Source organism: Streptomyces sp. NPDC015171, assembly GCF_043079545.1.
GTDB lineage: Bacteria > Actinomycetota > Actinomycetes > Streptomycetales > Streptomycetaceae > Streptomyces.
Genome location: NZ_JBIBUO010000005.1, coordinates 260,502 through 277,285, shown reverse-complemented (window position 1 = coordinate 277,285; position 16,784 = coordinate 260,502). Strand labels below are relative to the sequence as shown.

General features: G+C 73.2%; 11 protein-coding genes. 3 read left to right on the top strand and 8 right to left on the bottom strand.

Annotated features, from left to right (window positions below; translation table 11 throughout):
- Positions 1-16: 16 nt before the first annotated feature.
- Together ACF073_RS16490 and ACF073_RS16485 are read right to left on the bottom strand one after the other, a co-directional pair.
- The gene (locus ACF073_RS16490; protein WP_392070478.1) at positions 17-2,602 is read right to left on the bottom strand and encodes a bifunctional FO biosynthesis protein CofGH; all 2,586 of its coding nucleotides are present in this window, start codon (positions 2,600-2,602) and stop codon (positions 17-19) included.
- 24 nt (positions 2,603-2,626) lie between these two features.
- Positions 2,627-3,493: a TIGR03619 family F420-dependent LLM class oxidoreductase gene (locus ACF073_RS16485; RefSeq protein ID WP_392070477.1), complete on the bottom strand. Its 867-nt coding sequence runs from the start codon at positions 3,491-3,493 to the stop codon at positions 2,627-2,629.
- A gap of 149 nt (positions 3,494-3,642) precedes the next feature.
- Here ACF073_RS16485 and ACF073_RS16480 point away from each other — a divergent pair, with 149 nt between their 5' ends.
- Positions 3,643-5,154, top strand: coding sequence for a CehA/McbA family metallohydrolase (locus ACF073_RS16480; protein WP_392070475.1), 1,512 nt, complete (start codon positions 3,643-3,645; stop codon positions 5,152-5,154).
- A gap of 687 nt (positions 5,155-5,841) precedes the next feature.
- Complete coding sequence (locus ACF073_RS16475; protein WP_392070473.1) at positions 5,842-6,237, top strand: nitroreductase/quinone reductase family protein; 396 nt, start codon at positions 5,842-5,844, stop codon at positions 6,235-6,237.
- Between the two features lie 28 nt (positions 6,238-6,265).
- On the opposite strand, the gene ACF073_RS16470 is transcribed toward ACF073_RS16475, so the two are convergent.
- From ACF073_RS16470 to ACF073_RS16445, 6 genes are all read right to left on the bottom strand, one after another.
- Entirely contained in the window at positions 6,266-7,717 is a 1,452-nt protein-coding gene (locus ACF073_RS16470; protein WP_392070471.1) for an aldehyde dehydrogenase family protein, read from the bottom strand.
- Positions 7,714-9,444 carry an amidohydrolase family protein gene (locus tag ACF073_RS16465; protein ID WP_392070469.1) on the bottom strand — a complete coding sequence of 577 codons (1,731 nt, stop codon included), beginning with the start codon at positions 9,442-9,444 and terminating at the stop codon, positions 7,714-7,716. The genes ACF073_RS16470 and ACF073_RS16465 overlap by 4 nt, the downstream gene beginning before the upstream one ends.
- Positions 9,445-9,457: 13 nt before the next feature.
- The gene (locus ACF073_RS16460) at positions 9,458-10,576 is read right to left on the bottom strand and encodes an LLM class flavin-dependent oxidoreductase (RefSeq protein ID WP_392070468.1); all 1,119 of its coding nucleotides are present in this window, start codon (positions 10,574-10,576) and stop codon (positions 9,458-9,460) included.
- Between the two features lie 99 nt (positions 10,577-10,675).
- Positions 10,676-11,446 (bottom strand): SDR family NAD(P)-dependent oxidoreductase, encoded by a 771-nt coding sequence (locus ACF073_RS16455; protein WP_392070466.1) that lies wholly within the window; start codon positions 11,444-11,446, stop codon positions 10,676-10,678.
- A gap of 9 nt (positions 11,447-11,455) precedes the next feature.
- A complete protein-coding gene (locus tag ACF073_RS16450) occupies positions 11,456-12,382 on the bottom strand; it encodes an LLM class F420-dependent oxidoreductase (RefSeq protein ID WP_392070464.1) in 927 nt (308 codons plus the stop codon).
- Entirely contained in the window at positions 12,379-13,602 is a 1,224-nt protein-coding gene (locus ACF073_RS16445) for an amidohydrolase family protein (RefSeq protein ID WP_392070462.1), read from the bottom strand. Before ACF073_RS16445 ends, ACF073_RS16450 begins: the two co-directional genes overlap by 4 nt.
- Before the next feature lie 188 nt (positions 13,603-13,790).
- Between ACF073_RS16445 and ACF073_RS16440 the strand changes: the two genes are divergently transcribed.
- The gene (locus ACF073_RS16440; RefSeq protein ID WP_392070460.1) at positions 13,791-16,754 is read left to right on the top strand and encodes a BTAD domain-containing putative transcriptional regulator; all 2,964 of its coding nucleotides are present in this window, start codon (positions 13,791-13,793) and stop codon (positions 16,752-16,754) included.
- Positions 16,755-16,784 lie beyond the last annotated feature (30 nt).

The following is a 16,784-nucleotide window of genomic DNA, read 5'->3' as shown; positions in this document are numbered from 1 at the left end:
GGTCGGATCATCGTACTCAGTCCAGGACCGGCAGCAGATCCGGCAGGTGCCCGTCGGAGGCCTCGGCGGCCCGCTGCCGCTCCTCGGGAACCTCGCCGTACAGCGTGGTGCGCGGCTTCGCCGGGCGGCCGGCCGCCTCGGCCACCGCGACCAGGTCGCGGACCGACTTGTACGAGCCGTAGGAGGAGCCCGCCATGCGGGAGATCGTCTCCTCCATCAGCGTCCCGCCGAGGTCGTTCGCGCCGGAGCGGAGCATCTCCGCCGCCCCCTCGGTGCCCAGTTTGACCCAGCTTGTCTGGATGTTGGGGATCCAGGGGTGCAACAGGAGGCGGGCCATCGCCGTCACCGCCCGGTTGTCCCGCATCGTCGGACCCGGGCGCGCGATACCGGCCAGGTAGACCGGTGCGTTGGTGTGGATGAAGGGCAGCGTCACGAACTCCGTGAAGCCGCCCGTCTCCCGCTGGATCCCGGCCAGCGTGCGCAGGTGGCCGAGCCAGTGGCGGGGCTGGTCCACATGTCCGTACATCATCGTGGAGGAGGAGCGGATGCCCAGTTCGTGGGCCGTCGTGATCACTTCGATCCACGTCGCGGCCGGCAGCTTGCCCTTGGTCAGCACCCAGCGGACCTCGTCGTCCAGGATCTCCGCCGCCGTACCCGGTACGGAGTCGAGGCCCGCCTCCTTCGCCGCGGTCAGCCACTCCCGGATCGACAGACCGGTGCGGGTCGCGCCGTTGACGACCTCCATCGGCGAGAAGGCGTGGACGTGCATGCCGGGGACGCGTTCCTTGACCGCCTTCGCGATGTCGAAGTACGCGGTGCCCGGCAGGTCCGGGTGGATGCCGCCCTGCATGCACACCTCGACCGCGCCCACCTCCCACGCCTGCTGGGCGCGGTCCGCGACCTGCGTCAGCGAGAGCGTGTACGCGTCCGCGTCCGTGCGGCGCTGGGCGAAGGCGCAGAACCGGCAGCCGGTGTAGCAGACGTTGGTGAAGTTGATGTTGCGGGTGACGATGTAGGTGACGTCGTCGCCGACCGCCGAGCGGCGCACGTCGTCGGCCACCCGGCACAGCGCGTCCAGCGCCGGGCCGTCCGCGTGCAGCAGGGCCAGGGCCTCGGCGTCGGTCAGCCGGGTCGGGTCGTCGGCCGCCGTGCGCAGCGCCTGGCGCACGTCCGTGTCGATCCGCTCGGGCGCCATGCCGGGGGCGGCGGCCTCGCGCAGCGCCTCCCAGTCGCCGTAGACCTCGTCGAAGTCCTCGCGCCGGTCGGACGTACGGCCCTCGGTGTCGATGGTGCGGTGCAGTTCCGTGCGGCCGGCGGGCGTGAACGCCTCCTCCGGCTCCTGCCAGGGGCGGCCCTCGACCGGCGCGTCCGGGAGGGCCAGGCCCGTGGCCGGGTCGGCGAGGGCGGCCACGTGCGGGCGCAGCCGCGGGTCGAGCCAGGGCTCGCCGCGGCGCACGAACTCCGGGTACACGCAGAGGCGTTCGCGCAGGTCGAAGCCGGCGGCCCGGGAGCGCTCGGTGAGCTCCTCGATCTGCGGCCAGGGGCGCTCGGGGTTGACGTGGTCGATGGTCAGGGGCGACACCCCGCCCCAGTCGTCGATGCCGGCGCCGATCAGCCGCTCGTACTCGGAGTCGACCAGGTTCGGCGGGGCCTGGAGGCAGGCGCTCGGGCCCATGATGTGCCGGGCCACGGCCACCGTGGCGACCAGCTCGTCCAGTTCGGCGTCCGGCATGCCGCGCATCGCCGTGTCCGGCTTGGCGCGGAAGTTCTGGATGATCAGCTCCTGGATGCCGTGGTAGGCCCGGGAGACCTTGCGGAGGGCGAAGAGGGACTCGGCGCGCTCCTCGTAGGTCTCGCCGATGCCGATCAGCAGTCCGGAGGTGAAGGGGACCGAGGAGCGGCCCGCGTCCTCCAGCACCCTGAGCCGCACGGCCGGCTCCTTGTCCGGGGAGCCGTGGTGCGGGCCGCCGGGCTCGGACCACAGGCGGGTGGCCGTGGTCTCCAGCATCATGCCCATGCTCGGCGCCACCGGCTTGAGCCGCTGGAAGTCCGTCCAGGTCATGACGCCCGGGTTGAGGTGGGGCAGCAGGCCGGTCTCCTCCAGGATGCGGATGGAGACGGCGCGGACGTAGGCGATGGTGTCGTCGTAGCCGTGCGCGTCGAGCCACTCGCGCGCCTCCGGCCAGCGGTCCTCCGGCTTGTCCCCGAGGGTGATCAGGGCTTCCTTGCAGCCGAGCGCGGCACCCTTGCGGGCGATGTCGAGCACCTCGTCGGGGGACATGAACATCCCGTGGCCCGCCCGGCGCAGCTTGCCGGGGACCGTGACGAAGGTGCAGTAGTGGCACTTGTCCCGGCACAGCCGGGTGAGGGGGATGAAGACGCTCTTCGAGTACGTGATGACGCCGGGCCTGCCCGCCGCCTCCAGGCCCGCGTCCCGGACCCGGGCGGCGGAGGCGGTCAGGTCGGTCAGGTCCGCACCGCGGGCCTGCAGCAGCACCGCCGCCTCGGCGGCGTCGAGGGCGACGCCGTCCCGGGCGCGTTTGAGGGCGCGACGCATGGAGTTCTCGGTGGGGCCGGTTCCGGAGGTCGCGGAAGTCGTCATCTGTCGAGGATACGATCGCGCTGATCAGTGCCGGGGCGTGCCGTCCGGCAGGAGAGGGGCGTAGGCGTCGAGCGCCCGCAGCACCTCCGCCTCGCCGGCCGGCGGCAGCTGCACCACGACTTCCTCGATGCCCAACTCGGCGTAGTGGGCGAGCTTGCCGGGGGTGGGCTGGACGGCGTACGGGACGACCTGGAGGGCGTCCGCGTCCCGGCCCGCGTCCGCCCAGACCGAGCGCAGCACGGGCAGCGACTCGGTGAGCCCGCGCCCGCCGATCGGCAGCCAGCCGTCGGCGTACTCGGCGATGTGCGCGAACAGCTTGGGCCCGGCGGCGCCGCCGATGAGCGTGCGCGGGCCGACGACCGGGCCGCGCGGCTGGAGCACCGGCTTGGGGTGGGCGAGGCTGGCCCGCACGCTCCCCGACTCCCCCTCGTACGCGGTCGGCTCCGCCGCCCACAGCGCGCGCATCAGGGCCATCCGGTCCCGGACCAGTTCGCGCCGGGTCCGCCAGGCCACGCCGTGGTCGGCGGCCTCCTCCGCGTTCCATCCGTAGCCGAGGCCGAGCGTGAAGCGCCCGCCGGACAGGTGGTCGAGGGTGGCGATCTGCTTGGCGAGGGCGATCGGGTCGTGCTGGGCGACCAGGGTGATGCCGGTGCCGAGGCCGAGCCGCTCGGTGACGGCGGCGGCCTGGCCGAGCGCGACGAAGGGGTCCAGGGTGCGGCTGTACTCGCGCGGCAGGTCGCCGCCCGCGGGGTACGGGGTGGTCCGCTCGACCGGGATGTGGGTGTGCTCGGGGAGGTACAGCCCGGCGAAGCCGCGGGCTTCCAGCTCACGGGCGAGGCGGGTGGGGGTGACGGTCTCGTCGGTGAGGAAGATCGTGACGGCTATGCGCATGAGCCATCTGTACCGGGATCCGCGCGCGAAGTCCATACCGACTGGTCGGCATCGGCGATGCCCGGACGAAGTCCGCCTCCCCAGGGCTCGATACCCGCCGATTTCCTTCCCGTCCTTGCGTGTTCATGCCCATGGGGAACGCTCACCGCATGGGCGATGACGACGCAAGGCTCGGAAGACGTGCACTGATCGTGACGGGCACCGCGGCCGCGCTTACGTTGAGAAGCGTGACCTTCGCGAGAGGGGCGGACGACATGCACCACGACGAGACCCGGACGGTACGCGGCACCCTGCCGACCGGTTCGCCCGACTTCGTGTACGTACCGGTCGAAGTACCCGAAGGCACCCGGGAGATCAAGGTCTCCTACACCTACGACCGCCCGGCCGTCCCCGCCGGCACCCCAGGCAACGCCCTGGACATCGGCCTCTTCGACGAGCGCGGGACCGAGCTGGGCGGAAGCGGCTTCCGCGGCTGGTCCGGCGGGGCCCGGACGGAGTTCTACGTCCGCGCCGACGACGCCACCCCCGGCTACCTCCCCGGGACGATCAACCCGGGCACCTGGCAGATCGCCCTCGGCCCCTACACCGTCGCCCCGCAGGGCCTGGCGTACGAGCTCACGATCACCCTCTCCTACGGCGAGCAGTCCCCCGCTCCGGCCCCCGTCTACCCCCCGCGGCGGGCCAAGGGCCGCGGCCGGGCCTGGTACCGCGGCGACTGCCATCTGCACTCCTGGCACTCCGACGGCCGCCGCACCCCCGCCGAGATCGCCGCGCTCGCCCGCGCCGCCGGCCTGGACTTCATCAACAGCTCCGACCACAACACGCACTCCTCGCACCCGCACTGGGCGGACGCCGCGGGCGACGACCTGCTGGTGATGCTGGGCGAGGAGATCACCACCCGCAACGGGCACGTCGTGGCGCTCGGCACGGACCCCGGCACCTTCGTCGACTGGCGCTACCGGGCCCGCGACAACCGCTTCGGCCGGTTCGCCCGCCGCATCCGCGGGTCCGGCGGCCTGGTCGTGCCCGCCCATCCGCACGCCACCTGCGTCGGCTGCGGCTGGAAGTTCGGCTTCGGCGAGGCGGACGCCATCGAGGTGTGGAACGGCCCCTACACGCCCGACGACGAGGTGGCGCTGGCCGACTGGGACAACATGCTGGTGGCGTCCGTGCGGGACGGCCGGGCCTGGCTCCCGGCGATGGGCAACAGCGACGCGCACCGGGACCCCGACCCGGTCGGCTCGCCGCAGACGGTGGTCCTCGCCGACGACCTGACCCGGGAGGCGATCCAGGAGGGCATCAGGGCGGGGCGCAGTTACGTCGCCGAGTCGAAGAACGTCTCGCTGGCCTTCACCGCGTCCGGCGGCCGGGGCGAGCACGCGGGGATCGGCGAGCGGCTGGCCGTGCCGCTCGACACCCCGGTGACGGTCCGGCTGGAGGTCTCCGGCGCCCCGCGCTGCTCGGTCCGGCTCGTCACCGACCAGGGCGTGCTGCTCACCAGCGACCCGCTGCCGGTGTCCGGCTCGGGGGTGGTGGAGTGGCGCACGACCCCGGCGTACGCGGCCTACGTCCGCGCCGAACTCCGGCACGAGACGGCGGCGGGCCCGCTGCCGGGAGCCCTGGCCGCGTTCACCAACCCGATCTTCCTCGGACACCGGTGACATCACCCCCCGGAACATACGGCGCCGCCCTGCCACCGACCACCCCGGACCACCCGGCGGGCGGCGGGCGGCCCGGCACAACGCGCTGACCCCGGCGACCGCGCGGCCCTCCGGGTCGTGGCCCACGCGGCGCCGCCCAGCCGGTCGCACGGGTCGGGCGCGGGCTTCCGGGCGGTGCAGCGGTCGGGCGGCTCGGCCGCGCGGGGCCGATCACGACGACCGCACCGGGTGCGCGGCACCCGCCTGCCGCCGAACGGCCCGGCCCGCCCGGGCGGAGCAGCCCAGCACTCTGACCCCGACCACCGCGCCCCGCCGCCGGGAGACGCGCCCCTCGGCCCCCGGCCGGGTCGCCTCCCGCGTGGCGGTGCGCGGCAAGGGCGCGGGGAGCGGGTCGGTGGGCGTGGCCGTCGGAGTGGAGGGTGGCGGTGGCGGGGGCGGGCACGGTCACGGCGTCGCCGCGGGTCTCGGGCGGTAGGGGGCATCCGCGCCGAGCGGACGGGTCCGGGCGGGCAGCCGTTCGAAGACGCGCCCGTCGCGATCACCCGTTGCGCCGGGCCGTGGGCGCGCGGGAGGCTGGCACGGGCCGGGCGTCCGGCCGTTCACGCGTCACAGGCCCCGCAGGGGGCCGGTACACCTTCCCCGCGGGCGTCCCGTCCGTGCCGGGACGAGAGCAGGAGAGCCGCAGACATGCCAGGCAGCGACGACCGCAAGCACCGCCTCGTGACCCGCTTCCAGCGGTATGTCGCGAACCCGCTCAACCGGCGCCTGCCGTTCCAGATCCTGCTGGAGACGACCGGCCGCACCTCGGGGCTGCCCCGGCAGACGCCGGTCGGCGGGCGCCGGGTCGGCGACTGCTTCTGGCTGGTCTCGGAGTTCGGCCTCAAGTCGCAGTACGTGCGCAACATCCAGGCCGACCCGGCGGTCCGCGTCCGTATCGCGGGGCGCTGGCACCACGGCACCGCCCATCTCCTGCCCGACGACGACGCCGTGGCCCGGCTGCGCACCCTGCCCCGGTTCAACAGCGCGGCGGTACGGGCGTTCGGCACGGATCTGCTGACGGTACGGGTGGACCTGGCGGACTGAGCCGGGCCGGACGGCCGGCCGGCCGCGCTCACCCCGGCCACACGATCGCCTGGACCTCGCTGTACGCGTGCAGGGCGTAGGAGCCCACGTCCCGGCCGACGCCGCTCTTCTTGAAGCCGCCGAACGGCGCCTCCATGTTGCGGCCGACCGTGTTGACGCCGACGCCGCCGGCCCGCAGCCGCCTGGCCACCCGGAAGGCACGGGCCACGTCACCGGACCAGACGTAGTCGATGAGCCCGTAGTCGGAGTCGTTGGCGAGGGCGATCCCCTCGTCCTCGTCGTCGAACGGGATCACCGTCACCACCGGCCCGAAGATCTCCTCCCGGGCCACCCGCATGTCGTTCGCGCAGTCCGCCAGCAGGGTGGGCGCGACGTAGAAACCCCGCTCCAGGGGCGGGCGTTCACCGCCCGTGACCACCGTCGCGCCCTCCTTGCGGCCGAGTTCGACGTACGACTCCACCCGTGCCCGGTGCGCGGCGGAGACGACCGGGCCGACGACCGTGTCCGGCTCCCGCGGATCGCCCACCTTCAGCCGGCCCGCGTACGCGGCCAGCTGCCCGACCAGCCGCTCGTACACCCCCCGCTGGGCCAGCACCCGGGTCGGGGCCGTACAGATCTGCCCGCTGTAGAAGGAGAAGGTGGTCCCGATGCCAGCCACCGCGGAGCCGAGGTCCGCGTCGTCGAAGACGACCGCGGCCCCCTTCCCGCCCAGCTCCATCAGCTGGCGTTTCATGTCCCGCCCGCACACCTCGGCGATGCGCCGCCCGACCGCCGTCGAACCGGTGAAGCTCACCATGTCGACGTCGGGGGAGGCGACGGCGGCCTCGCCGACGTCCGCGGCCTGCCCGGAGACGACGTTCACCACACCGGGCGGGGCGCCCGCCTCGGCCAGCGCCTCGGCCATCCGGTACACGGACAGCGGGTCCTGCGGGGCCGGTTTCACGACCACCGTGTTGCCCATCGCCAGCGCGGGCGCCACCTTCCCCGCCGGATTCGCCCACGGGTTGTTGTACGAGGTGACGCAGGTGACGACACCGACCGGCTGGCGTACGGCCAGCGCGCCCATCACCGCCGCCGCGCCCATCGGTCCCGCCTCGTTGATCTGCGGCGGGACCGGCCACTCGGCGGGCTCCACGTCCGCGTACCGGCAAAAGCGGGCGGCGGCCACCCCGACCTGCATCGCCCGCGCCGTCCCCGTGGTCGCACCGGTCTCGGCCACCGCGAGCTCGGCGTACGGGACGAGCCGGCCGCGGATGATCTCCGCGGCCCGTCCGAGCACCGCGGCCCGCTCCCCGGGGCTGGTCCGCGACCACGCCCCGAACGCCTCCCGGGCCGCCGCGCACGCCGCCCGCGCCTGCTCCGGGGAGGCCTGGGGCGCCCGGCCCACGGTCTCCTCGGTGGCCGGGTCGGTCACCGGGTAGTGGCCGCCGTCCGGCTCGACCCACTCGCCCCCGATGAACAGCCGCTGCCCGTCGCTCACTTGGTGCTCACCGTCCGGGTGTCGCGTCCGGAGCGCAGCACCCGGCCGGGTACCGCCCCGGTCACCGTGTCGTCCCGGATCGCCGCCACGCCGTTGACCCACACGGCCCGTATCCCGAGCGCCCTGGAGTCGAGCCGGGGGCTGTCGCCCGGCAGGTCGTGCACCAGGGTGGCCTGGCCGGCGTCGATCCGCTCCGGGTCGAAGAGCACCAGGTCCGCATGGAAGCCCTCCCGGATCCGGCCGCGCTCGCGCAGCCCGAGGAGCCGGGCCGGGTCGTCGGTCAGCATCTGCACGGCCCGTTCCAGACCGACCAGCTTCCGCCCGCGCAGACAGTCCCCGATGAACCGGGTCGTGTACGGCGCCCCGCACATCCGGTCCAGGTGGGCGCCCGCGTCCGAGCCGCCGAGCAGGACGTCCTCGTGCCGCCAGGTCTCGGCGCGCAGCGCCCAGGAGGCCGGGTCGTTGTCGTTCGGCATCGGCCACAGGACCGTACGCAGCCGGTCCTCGGCGCAGATGTCGACCAGGCAGGCGAAGGGCTCCTGTCCGCGCTCGGCGGCGATGTCCCGCACCACCCGGCCGGTGAGCCCCCGGTTGGCCTCGCTGTAGGTGTCCCCGATGACGTACCGCCCGAAGTCCGCGAGGCGCCGGAACACCCCGGCCTCCTTCGACCGGGCCCGGCGCAGCAGCTCCGCCTGGACGCCCGGGTCGCGGAGCCGGGCGATCCGCTCGGGCACGGGCAGCCCGAGGACCGGCCCCCAGCCGGGGATGAGGTTCAGCGCGCAGAAGGTACCGAGGGACATGTTCATCGGGGTGAGGATCGGCATGGTGAGCGCCACCACCCGGCCGCCCGCCTCGCGGGCCCGTTCGCTCGCGCTCAGCTGCCGGGGCACCCGCTCCGGTACGGCCGCGTCGATGGTGAGGACGTTCCAGTTCAGCGGCCGTCCGGCCGTCGCGCTCATCTCCGCCAGCAGGTCGATCTCGTCGTCGCTGAACCGGTCGAGGCAGCCGGCGACGATCGCCTCGATCTGGGTGCCCTCGTGCTCGCCGACGGCCCGGGACAGGGCGAGGAGTTCGGCGGGGCGGGCGTGCCGGGAGGCGACCGGCTGCCCGTCCCCGTCGGAGTGGGTGCTGGACTGGGTCGTGGACAGCCCCCAGGCGCCCGCGTCCATGGCCTCGTGGAGCAGCCGGACCATCTGGCCGAGCTGCTCCTCGCCGGGCTGCCCGCCGATGGCCCGCGGCCCCATCACGTGCCGTCGCAGCGCGCAGTGCCCCACCATGAACCCGGCGTTGACCGCGATCCGCCCCTCCAGGGCGTCCAGGTACTCCCCGAAGGAGTGCCAGCTCCACGGCGCCCCCTCTTCGAGCGCGACCAGGGACATGCCCTCGACCTTGGACATCATCCGCCGTGTGTAGTCGGCGTCCTCGGGGCGGCCGGGGTGGAGCGGCGCGAGCGTGAACCCGCAGTTCCCGCCGGCCACGGTCGTCACCCCGTGGTTGAGGGAGGGCGTGGCGTACGGGTCCCAGAAGAGCTGGGCGTCGTAGTGGGTGTGGGGGTCGACGAAGCCGGGCGCGAGGACGAGTCCGTGCGCGTCCTCGCTGGTGCGGGCTTCCCCGGTGGCCGCGCCGACGACGGCGATCCGGCCGTCCCGGATGCCGACGTCGGCGGTGAAGGCGGGGGCGCCGGTGCCGTCCACGACGGTGACGCCCTTGATCAGGTGGTCCAACATGCCGGGAGCCCCCTCACACGGCCTGACGGAATCGGGTCGTCCGGTGCACCGGATCCGTGTCGATCTCCGGGATCACGTGCTCGCCGATGAGCCGTATCGTCTGCAGCGTCTCCTCCTTCGGCACCCCCACCGGGAGCCCGAAGCTCAGCTGGTCCGCGCCGGCCTGCTCCCACCGCTTGCACTGGCGCGTCACCTCGTCGGGATCGCCGCAGATCAGCAGCTCCTCCTCGATGAGCAGCTCCACGAACTCCGGTGTGTAGGGCGGCAGTGTCTCCGGCCACTCGGGGAAGCCCTCGGGCCGCGGGAAGGTGTCGTGGTACCGGAAGACGAGCGAGGGCAGGTAGTGCAGGCCGCCGTCGACGGCGATCCGGATGGCCTCGGCGTGCGTCGGCGCGCAGATCGCCGTGGTCGTCACCATCACGTTGTCGTTGACGAAGTCCCCGACGGGCTCGGCGTCCACGACCGCCGTCTTGTACTGCTCCAGCACCCATTCCATGTCGGAGACCTTCTGGATGCTGAAGCCGAGCACCCCGAGCCCCTTCTTCGCCGCCATGGCGTACGAGGGCGGGGACCCGGCCGCGTACCACATCGCCGGGTGCGACTTCCCGTACGGCTTCGGCAGGACCTTGCGCGGCGGCAGCTGCCAGTGCTTGCCCTGGAAGCCGGCGTACTCGTCCTGGAGCCACATCTTCGGGAACTCGGCGATCGTCTCCTCCCAGATCTCCTTGGTGTGGTTCATGTCGGTGATGCCGGGCAGGAAGCCGAGGATCTCGTGCGACCCGGCCCCGCGTCCGCTGCCGAACTCGAAGCGCCCCTCGCTGAGGTGGTCCAGCATGGCGACCTTCTCGGCCACCTTCACCGGGTGGTTGACCTGGGCGAGGGGGTTGAAGATCCCGGAGCCCAGATGGATCCGCTCGGTCGCGTGGGCGAGGTAGCCGAGGAAGACGTCGTTGGCGGAGAGGTGGGAGTACTCCTCCAGGAAGTGGTGCTCGGAGGCCCAGGCGTACTTGAAGCCGGACTTGTCCGCCTGGATGACGTACTCGGTCTCCTCCATCAGTGCCTTGTGCTCGGCCAGCGGGTCGGTCTCGGCGCGCTTGCCGACGTATCCCTGTACAAAGAGCCCGAATTCCACGGCGGTTCACCGTCCCCAGTGTTTCTGACACTCCGTCAGATCTGTTGTGTCGGCCGACTGTCGCACCGGCCGCCGTGACCGTCAATAGCTGACAACCAGTCAGATGACGCTGACGCCCGCCAGCCAGCCGCCGTCGATCACGAACGGCTGGCCAGTGATGTACGAGGAGTCGTCCGAGGTGAGGAAGAGGGCGAGCCGGGCCACCTCGGCCGGCTGCCCGACCCGCCCGAGCGGCACGAGCTTGCGGTACAGCTCGTCCAGGGCCCGGCTCATCTCCTCCGGGTCGGCGTCCGGATCCAGCCGGGCCGGGTTCGACATCGCGGTGTCGATGGCGCCCGGGCAGATGGCGTTGACCCGGATCCGGCGGCCCGCGAGCTCCAGCGCGGCCACCCGGGTCAGCCCGAGCACGGCGTGCTTGGTCGCGGCGTACGTCCCCACGGCCGCCATGCCGGTCAGCGCGGTGTAGGAGGCGGTGTTCACGATCGTGCCCCCGTCGGCGAGTTCCGGCGCCACCGTCTTCATGCCGAGGAAGCAGCCGACCTGGTTGACCTGCACGACCTGCATGAACTCCTCCAGCGGGGTGTCCACCAGGGCGTTGAAGCGCAGGATGCCCGCGTTGTTGACCAGCCCGTCGACCCGCCCGTACGCCTGTTTCGCGGCGGCCACGGCGGCCCGCCAGCCCTCCTCCGTGCCGACGTCGAGATGGACGTAGAGGGCGCCTATCTCCTTGGCGAGCGCCTCTCCCTGCTCGTCCAGCACGTCCGCGACGACGACCCGGGCGCCCTCCTCCCGGAACAGCCGCGCCTCCTGCTCGCCCTGTCCGCGGGCCGCCCCGGTGATGATGACGACCCGCTCGTCCAGCTTGCCCATGGCGTCTCCTCAGTCCAGCCGGGGCGCGACCTCGGCCCCGAACAAGCCGATCTGCTCGATGAGTTCGTCCCGGCTCCGGCTGCGGAACCGCACCTGGACCTGGTCCACGCCGAGCGCCCGGTAGCCGCGCAGCGACTCGGCGATCTCCTCCGGCGCACCGGCGAGCGTGCGCCGGCCCACGTCCCAGCCGGCCCGGCCGACGTACAGCGGCTCGGCGATGGCGCCGACGGTGTACTCCCCCGCGAGGCCCGCCTCCTCGCGCAGCCGCCGGATCCGGGCGATCTTCCCCGGCAGCCGGTCCCGCGGATCCCCCTGCGGCAGCCAGCCGTCGCCGCGGAGCGCGGCCCGGCGGACGGCGGCGGGCGAGGAGCCGCCGACCCACAGGGGGACGTGCGGCTGGGCGGGGCGGGGCCGCTGGCCGAGCCCGGCGAAGTCGTAGTGCTTGCCGTGGTGCTCGGGGAACTCCTCGGGCCCCAGGGCGGCGCGCAGCGCGTCGATCGTCTCGTCGAGCACCGCGCCCCGCCGCTCGAAGTCCGCCCCCAGCGCCTCGAACTCCTCCGGTACGTGCCCGGCCCCGACCCCGAGGACCAGCCGGCCGCCGGAGAGGTGGTCGAGGGTGGCGTACTGCTTGGCGGTCAGCAGCGGATGCCGGAGCCCGACGACGGCCACATGGCTGAGCAGCCGTACCCGCTCGGTGACGGCTGCCAGATGGGCGAGGGTGGCCACCGGGTCGTACCAGACCGTGCTCATGGCCGGGGCGAGCCGGCGCGGCACGGCGACGTGGTCGCAGCAGGCGACGTACGCGAACCCGGCGGCGTCGGCGGCGCGCGCGACGGCCACCAGGTCCGCCGGCCCCGCCCCGGCCTCCCAGGACTCGGCGTAGAGGGTGCTCTGCGACTGGACGGGCAGCTGGATGCCGTAGGCCGGGGCGCTCACCGCCACAGCCCTTCCGGTGCGAGACCGAGCAGCTCGATGGCGTTGCCCCGGACGATCCGCTCGATCACGTCCGCCGGCAGGTGGCCCATCTGCGCCTCGCCGACCTCGCGGGACTTGGGCCAGGTGGAGTCGGAGTGCGGGTAGTCGGTCTCGTACAGGACGTTGCCCACGCCGATGGCGTCCAGGTTCCGCAGCCCGAAGGCGTCGTCGAAGAAGCAGCCGTGGACATGCTCGGCGAACAGCTCGGACGGCGGCCTGCGCACCTTGTCGGCGACCCCGCCCCAGCCCCGGTTCTCCTCCCACACCACATCGGCGCGTTCCAGGATGTACGGGATCCAGCCGATCTGCCCCTCGGCGTACATGACCCTCAGGTTCGGGAACCGCTCGAACTTGCCGCTCATCAGCCAGTCGACCATCGAGAAGCAGCAGTTGGCGAAGGTGATGGTGGAGCCGACGGCGGGCGGCGCGTCCGCCGAGGTGGAGGGCATCCGGCTGCTGGAGCCGATGTGCATGGCGACGACCGTGCCGGTCTCGTCGCAGGCCGCGAGGAAGGGGTCCCAGTCGTCGGTGTGCACGGACGGCAGCCCCAGGTGCGGGGGTATCTCGGAGAAGGCGACGGCCCGCACGCCCCGCGCGGCGTTGCGCCGCACCTCGGCGGCGGCGAGCCGGGCGTCCCACAGCGGTATGAGGGTGAGCGGCACGAGCCTGCCCGCCGCCTGCGGACCGCACCACTCCTCCACCATCCAGTCGTTGTAGGCGCGCACGCAGAGCAGGGCCAGCTCCTTGTCGGCGGCCTCGGTGAAGGTCTGCCCGCAGAAGCGGGGGAAGGTCGGGAAGCACAGGGCCGACTGGACGTGGTTGACGTCCATGTCGGCGAGCCGGGCGGGCACGTCGTACGAGCCGGCCCGCATCTGCTCGTAGGTGATGACCTCGAGCCTGACCTCCTCCCGGGCGACGCCGACGGCGGTGTCGAGGCGGGTGAGCGGCCGGTGCAGGTCCTCGTAGACCCACCAGTCGCCGAGCGGTCCCTCCGTACCGCCCGGGTCGCCCATCACGGGCTTGAAGCGACCGCCGAGGAAGGTCATCTCCTTCAGCGGCGCGCGCACGATCCGCGGCCCGACGTCCCGGTACTTCCTCGGCAGCCGGTCCTGCCACACCCGGGCGGGCTCGACGGTGTGGTCGTCGACGGAGATGATCAGCGGGAACTCTGTGGTCTCCATGCCGTTCACGGTAGCGCCGATCTGACGGTCCGTCAGCTATCGTGCCGGGCGGCCGCGATGCGAAGACCGTGTGAGGGCCTTGTGCGCCACGGCCCCCGCCCTGTGATCGGCGTCTCGCACGGCTGACGCAACCGCCCGGAACAAGGCAAACTGACGGGGTTGTTCGTGATGCCGAGGGGGACGAACGCATGGACGGTGGGCCGCGAGTACCCGAGCAGCGGCGGGCCGGCTCCGTGGTCACCGCGGAGTCCGGCCCGCTGCGCTTCGGCGTGCTCGGTCCGGTACGGGCCTGGCGCGGCGAGGAGGCGCTCGGCATGGGCTCCCCCCAGCAGCGCGCCCTGCTGGCCGCCCTGCTGCTGCGGGAGGGCCGTACGGCCACGGCGGCGGAGCTGATCGACGCGCTGTGGGGGTCCGAGCCGCCGTCCCAGGCGCTGGCGGCGGTCCGCACGTACGCCTCCCGGCTCCGCAAGGTCCTGGGCCCCGGGGTCCTGGTCAGCGAGTCCGGCGGCTACGCCGTGCGCGGCCTGCGCGAGGGCGCCCTCGACGTGTCGGCGGCGCAGGACCTGACCACGGAGGCGGAGAAGACCCGGGGAGCCGGGGACCTCGGCCACGCCAGGGCGCTGCTGAACCAGGCCCTGGCGCACTGGGACGGCGAGCCCCTCGCGGGCGTCCCCGGCCCGTACGCCGAGGCCCAGCGGGCCCGCCTCGAGGAGTGGCGCCTCGGCCTGCTGGAGTCCCGTCTCGACCTGGACCTGGAACAGGGCTGCCACGCGGAGGCGGTCTCGGAGCTGACGGCACTCACCGCGGCGCACCCCCTGCGGGAGCGGCTGCGCGAACTGCTGATGCTGGCGCTGTACCGCAGCGGACGGCAGGCGGAGGCGCTGGCCGTCTACGCCGACACCCGCCGCCTGCTGGCGGAGGAGCTGGGCGTCGACCCCCGCCCCGGCCTGCGCGAACTCCAGCAGCGCATCCTCCAGGCCGACCCGGCGCTCGCGGAGCCCTCGGCGCCGGTGGCGGAGCCCGCGGTGGCGCCGGTGCGGCCGGCGCAGCTCCCGGCCTCCGTGCCCGACTTCACGGGCCGCTCCGCCTTCGTCTCGGAGCTGAGCGCGGTGCTGTCCTCGGCGTCCGAGGCGGAGGGCCGGGTGATGGCGGTCTCGGCGCTGGCCGGCATCGGGGGCGTGGGCAAGACGACGCTCGCGGTGCACGTCGCCCACCGCGCCCGGCCGTCCTTCCCGGACGGCCAGCTGTACGTGGACCTCCAGGGCGCGGGCCCCCGCCCGGCCGAACCGGAGACGGTCCTGGGCTCGTTCCTGCGGGCGCTGGGCACGGCGGACTCGGCGATCCCGGACAGCCTCGCGGAACGGGCCGCCCTGTACCGCTCGGTGCTGGACGGCCGCCGGGTCCTGGTGCTGCTGGACAACGCGAAGGACGCGGCCCAGGTACGGCCGCTGCTGCCCGGCACGGAGGGCTGCGCGGCGCTGGTCACCTCCCGCGTCCGGATGCTCGACCTGGCCGGCGCGCACCTGGTCGACCTGGACGTGATGTCCCCGGACGAGGCCCTCGCCCTGTTCACCCGGATCGTGGGCGAGGAACGGGTGGCGGCGGAGCGGGAGGCCGCGCTGGACGTCGTGGCCGCGTGCGGCTTCCTCCCGCTGGCGATCCGTATCGCCGCGTCCCGCCTCGCGGCCCGCCGCACCTGGACGGTCTCGGTCCTGGCGGCCAAGCTCGCCGACGAACGCCGCCGCCTGGACGAACTGCAGGCCGGCGATCTGGCGGTGAAGGCCACCTTCGAGCTGGGCTACGGCCAGCTGGAGCCGGCCCAGGCCCGGGCGTTCCGCCTGCTGGGCCTCGCGGACGGCCCGGACATGTCGCTGGCCGCCGCGGCGGCGGTCCTCGACGTCCCCGTGGAGGAGACCGAGGACCTCCTGGAGTCCCTGGTGGACACGTCCCTCCTGGAGTCGGCGGCGCCCGGGCGGTACCGGTTCCATGATCTGGTGCGGCTCTATGCGCGGGCCTGCGCGGAGCGCGACGAGCAGCCGCCCAGCGAGCGGGAGGCCGCGATGTCGCGGTTGCTGGACTTCTATCTGGCGACGGCGGCGCGGGTGTACGCCATGAAGCGGCCGGGTGATCGAACGATTTCCCATCTCGAACCGAGCCGGCACGCGGGACAGCCGTTCTCGGACGCTGCCGAGGCTACGGATTGGCTGCACGCGGAGGCTGAGCCGCTACTCGCATGCGTCCAGCATGCGTCGCGGCCCCCCACGCTACGGCGGGCCGTCGATCTGCTCCTCGCCGCCATAGACCTGGCGGAGTCCGGAGCCGGTTCACGCCGATATGAAACCACGGCCACGACCGCCTGCGAGGCGGCGGCAGCCTGCGGAGACCGGCACGCCGAGATGCGCGCACGGATCACCTTGGCCCAGGCCCTGAGCCAGTCGGGACGATTCGAGGAAGCGGAGCGGGAAGCCAGGCGTGCCGACCTCCTCAACGAGACCGCCCACGACCCCTGGACCAGCAGCACCGCCCCCAACCAACTGGGAATTATCGCCATTTGCAGGTCGATGTACGCTGACGCCGAGCGCTACCTACTCAGGGCGGTGGAGGCCTTTCAGGCCGATCAGAACCGGCCCGGCGAAGCAAGCGCGGTCTGCAACCTCTCCCGCACTCTGGCGTCCATGGGCCGCAGTACTCGCGCGATCGAGCTGGCGCGACAGGGCATCCAGATCTACGACGAACTCGGGATGTCCGTGCGTCTGGCGAACGCACGCTACGCCTCGGGCACCGTCCTCATGCAGGCCGGCAATCTGCCGGAGGCCCTGGAACAGCTCGACTGCGCACTGCGGATCTTCACCGAGAACCGTCAGCGCCTGTGGGAAGGCACTACCCATTTCCGCATCGCACAGGTACACCTGACCGCTCGACGCTCGACCCAGGCCGCTCAACACGCTGAACAGGCTCTGTCCATCGGGTGCATCGGCGGTGACTGGATGCGGGCCAACGCCTTGACCATCCTGGGCAAGGCACTGTCGGCTCTGGGCCAGCCTGACCGCGCTCAGGCCTGCTGGTCAGACGCTCTGAGGATCTACGAGGCGACGGAATCGCCCGAGGCGGACGAGGTCCGCGGCCTGCTCTCTCCAGTCGCTGCGGCCTGAGGGCCGACCGCAGCGACCGTTCATCGAATG